Genomic DNA, 4,020 nt, shown 5'->3' with positions numbered 1-4,020 from the left:
GGGCGCGGCGCGCGGCCGGCTGCGTCCCCGCAGGACGGCGCGCTGCCGCAGGTGGACCTGCTGGACGCAGCTCCGGCCCAGCAGGAGTCGGTCACGCCCGAGACGCTGGAGATGACCAGCCGGCTGATCGAGAAGAAGCTCAAGGATTTCGGTGTCGAGGTGGAGGTGGTCGAGGCCATGCCCGGGCCGGTGGTGACGCGCTACGAGATCGAGCCGGCCACGGGCGTGAAGGGCTCGCAGATCGTGAATCTCGCCAAGGACCTGGCGCGTTCGCTGTCGCTGGTGTCGATCCGCGTGGTCGAGACCATTCCCGGCAAGACCACCATGGCACTGGAGCTGCCCAATGCCCGGCGCCAGACCATCCGCCTGGCGGAGATCCTGGGCTCGCAGGTGTACGACGATGCCAAGAGCCTGCTCACCGTGGGCCTGGGCAAGGACATCGTCGGCCGTCCGGTGGTGGCGGACCTCGCGAAGATGCCGCATTGCCTGGTGGCCGGCACCACCGGCTCCGGCAAGTCGGTGGGCATCAACGCGATGATCCTGTCGCTACTCTACAAGGCCGAGGCGCGCGACGTGCGCCTGCTGATGATCGACCCGAAGATGCTGGAGATGTCGGTCTACGAGGGCATCCCGCACCTGCTGGCCCCGGTGGTCACCGACATGAAGCAGGCGGCGCACGGCCTGAACTGGTGCGTGGCGGAGATGGAGCGGCGCTATAAGTTGATGAGCAAGCTGGGCGTGCGCAACCTGGCGGGCTACAACGCCAAGATCGGCGAGGCCGAGGCGCGCGGCGAGTCCATCGGCAACCCTTTCAGCCTCACGCCCGAGGCGCCCGAGCCCCTGGAGCGCCTGCCGCACATCGTGGTCATCATCGACGAGCTGGCCGACCTGATGATGGTGGTGGGCAAGAAGATCGAGGAGCTGATCGCCCGTCTGGCGCAGAAGGCCCGCGCCGCCGGCATCCACCTGATCCTGGCGACGCAGCGCCCGAGCGTGGACGTGATCACCGGCCTGATCAAGGCCAACATCCCGACGCGCATCGCGTTTCAGGTCAGCAGCAAGATCGACAGCCGCACCATCCTCGACCAGATGGGCGCGGAGGCGCTGCTGGGCATGGGCGACATGCTCTACATGGCCAGCGGCACCGGTCTGCCGATGCGCGTGCACGGCGCCTTTGTGTCGGACGAGGAGGTGCACCGCGTGGTCGATTACCTGAAGACACAAGGGGAGCCGGACTACATCGACGGCGTGCTGGAGGGCGCTAGCCTCGACGAGGAGGGCGCGAGCAGCGGCTTCGGCGGCCTGGACGGCGAAGGGGGCGAGAAAGATCCCATGTACGACCAGGCGGTGGAAGTGGTGCTCAAGGACCGCAAGGCCAGCATCTCCTACGTCCAGCGCAAGCTGCGCATCGGCTACAACCGCTCGGCGCGGCTGCTGGAGGACATGGAGAAGGCCGGCCTGGTCAGCGCCCTCACGTCCAACGGCCAACGCGAGGTGCTCGTGCCCGCGCGGCCGGAATGAATGAACCAGAGGAAGCGACCTTGAAAAGATTTTTCGCTGCGTTGGTGCTGGCCGCCAGCCCGCTGTGGGCCTGCGCCGATGGCCTGTCCGGGCTGGAGGAGTTCCTGCGGACCGCCAGGAGCGGCAGCGCCGACTTCACGCAGACCGTGACGGCGCCGCCGAAGGACGGCCAGGCCGCGCGCACCAAGACCAGCAGCGGCACCTTCATGTTCCAGCGGCCGGGGCGCTTCAGCTTCGTCTACCGCAAGCCCTTCGAGCAGACCATCGTCGCCGATGGCCGCACCCTCTGGCTCTACGACGCCGACCTGAACCAAGTGACGCAGCGCGCGCAGGACCAGGCCCTGGGCTCGACGCCGGCGGCGCTGATCGCCTCGGCGCGCGACCTGCAGGCCTTGCGCAGCGACTTCACCCTGGAGGCGGCGCCCGATGCCGAGGGCCTGCAGTGGGTGCTCGCCACGCCCAAGGCGCAGGGCGGGCAGATCCGCAGCGTGCGCGTGGGCCTGGACGGGGCGCGCCTCGTGGCCCTGGACATCGAGGACAGTTTCGGCCAACGCTCGCTGATCCGCTTCTCCGGGATGCAGCTGAACCCGGTCCTGCCCCCGGACGCCTTCGAGTTCAAGGTCCCGGCGGGCGCCGACGTGCTGCGCCAATAGCCAGGCCGAGCCGGGCGCGTGGGCTTCAGCCCCCGCCCGCCAGCGCCCGGGCGACGCGCTCGCGCACTGTGGGCAGCCACTCGGCCTCGAACCAGGGGTTGTGCTTGAGCCAGCCGTTGTTGCGCGGGCTGGGGTGCGGCAGGGCGATCACGCGGCGGTCCGCGGCAGCGCTGGTGCGCACCGTCTCGGCCAGGGGCCGGCCGCGGCTGCCCGGCAGGTGCCAGCCGATCGCGTATTGCCCTACCGCGACGGTCAGGGCGATGTCCGGCATCCGGGCCAGCAGCGGCGCGCGCCAGGTGGGCGCGCACTCCGGCCGCGGCGGCGCATCGCCCGAGGCGGTCTTGCCCGGATAGCAGAAACCCATGGGCACGATGGCCACGCGCCGCGCGTCGTAGAACACCTCGGACGGCAGCTGCAGCCAGTCGCGCAGGCGCTCGCCGCTGGCGTCGTCGAAGGGGACGCCCGAGGCGTGCACCTTGCGCCCCGGCGCCTGGCTGGCGATCAGGATGCGGGCGCCGGCGCCGGCCTGGAATACCGGGCGCGGGCCCAGGGGAAGAAAAGGCGCGCACAGGGTACAGGCGCGCACGCGTGGCAGGAGCTCATCCAGGGGCAGGGCAGGGGCGGCGGGCGGGAGAGTGGCCATCGGGCCCATCATAGGCGCCGCCCCCGGCCGCGCGCGCCTGCCGCTACCATGGCCCCTGCGCCATCATGAAGAAGACCACCGCCGCCTCCACCCACCAGCCCCTGGCCGAGCGCCTGCGTCCGCACACGCTCGCCGAGGTCATCGGCCAGCAGCACATCCTCGGGCCGGGCAAGCCCCTGCGCCTGGCCTTCGAGTCGGGCCGCCCGCACAGCTGCATCCTGTGGGGCCCGCCCGGCGTGGGCAAGACCACCATCGCGCGCCTGATGGCCCAAGCCTTCGACGCGCAGTTCATCAGCATCAGCGCCGTGCTCGGCGGCGTGAAGGACATCCGCGACGCGGTGGAGCGCGCCGAGGCCGCGCGCAGCGGCCTGGTGCCGCAGCGCACCATCGTCTTCGTCGACGAGGTGCACCGCTTCAACAAGAGCCAGCAGGACGCCTTCCTGCCGCACGTCGAAAGCGGCCTGTTCACCTTCGTCGGCGCGACCACGGAAAACCCCTCCTTCGAGGTCAATTCCGCCTTGCTGTCCCGTGCCACGGTCTACGTGCTGCAGCCGCTAGCGCCTGAGGAACTGCGCCGCATCGTCGCGCGGGCGCAGGAGATCCAGGCGCTGCCCGGCATCGAGGACGAGGCCCTGGAGCGCCTGGTGGCCTATGCCGACGGCGACGCCCGGCGCCTGCTCAACACGCTCGAGACGCTCTCCGTCACCGCCGCCCAGGCAGGCGTCGCGCGCATCGACGACGCTTGGCTGCTGCAGGTGCTGGGCGAGCAGATGCGCCGCTACGACAAGGGGGGCGAACAGTTCTACGACACCATCAGCGCGCTGCACAAGTCGGTGCGCGGCTCCGACCCGGACGCCGCCCTGTACTGGCTGGTGCGCATGCTCGACGGCGGCGCCGATCCGCGCTACCTCGCGCGGCGCATCGTGCGCATGGCCTGGGAGGACATCGGTCTGGCGGATCCGCGCGCCATGCAGATCGCGGGCGACGCCGCCCAGACCTACGAGCGCCTGGGCTCGCCCGAGGGCGAGCTGGCGCTGGCGCAGGCGGTGCTCTACCTGGCGGTGGCGCCCAAGAGCAATGCCGGCTACCAGGCCTACAAGCTGGCGCGTGCCTTCGTGCGCCAGGACGGCACCCGCCCCGTGCCGCTGCACCTGCGCAACGCGCCCACGGCGCTCATGAAGCAGCTCGACTACGGCCGCGGCT

The 4,020-nt window shown here is 70.8% G+C and carries 4 protein-coding genes; 3 read left to right on the top strand and 1 reads right to left on the bottom strand.

Annotated features, from left to right (window positions below; all coding sequences use genetic code 11):
* Both A612_RS06910 and lolA read left to right on the top strand, forming a co-directional pair.
* Positions 1–1,521, top strand: a 1,521-nt coding sequence (locus A612_RS06910; RefSeq protein ID WP_019373780.1) for a DNA translocase FtsK, incomplete at its 5' end; no start/stop codon positions are given.
* The gene (lolA, locus tag A612_RS06905; protein WP_173370361.1) at positions 1,518–2,174 is read left to right on the top strand and encodes an outer membrane lipoprotein periplasmic chaperone LolA; all 657 of its coding nucleotides are present in this window, start codon (positions 1,518–1,520) and stop codon (positions 2,172–2,174) included. The genes A612_RS06910 and lolA, both read left to right, overlap by 4 nt.
* 25 nt (positions 2,175–2,199) lie before the next feature.
* On the opposite strand, the gene A612_RS06900 is transcribed toward lolA, so the two are convergent.
* A complete protein-coding gene (locus A612_RS06900) occupies positions 2,200–2,817 on the bottom strand; it encodes a uracil-DNA glycosylase family protein (protein ID WP_173370360.1) in 618 nt (205 codons plus the stop codon).
* 65 nt (positions 2,818–2,882) lie between these two features.
* Between A612_RS06900 and A612_RS06895 the strand changes: the two genes are divergently transcribed.
* The coding region (locus A612_RS06895; protein WP_019373777.1) for a replication-associated recombination protein A at positions 2,883–4,020 on the top strand (1,138 nt) is incomplete at its 3' end.

Source organism: Melaminivora alkalimesophila (assembly GCF_000282995.1).
GTDB classification, from domain to species: Bacteria; Pseudomonadota; Gammaproteobacteria; order Burkholderiales; family Burkholderiaceae_C; genus Melaminivora; species Melaminivora alkalimesophila.
This window is presented reverse-complemented; position numbering and strand designations above follow the sequence as displayed.

What these genes read in the sequence shown, in the direction of transcription:
- lolA (WP_173370361.1), top strand. Translation starts at nt 1,518, where the DNA reads ATGAATGAACCAGAGGAAGCGACCTTGAAAAGATTTTTCGCTGCGTTG.
- A612_RS06900 (WP_173370360.1), bottom strand. Translation starts at nt 2,817, where the DNA reads ATGGCCACTCTCCCGCCCGCCGCCCCTGCCCTGCCCCTGGATGAGCTC.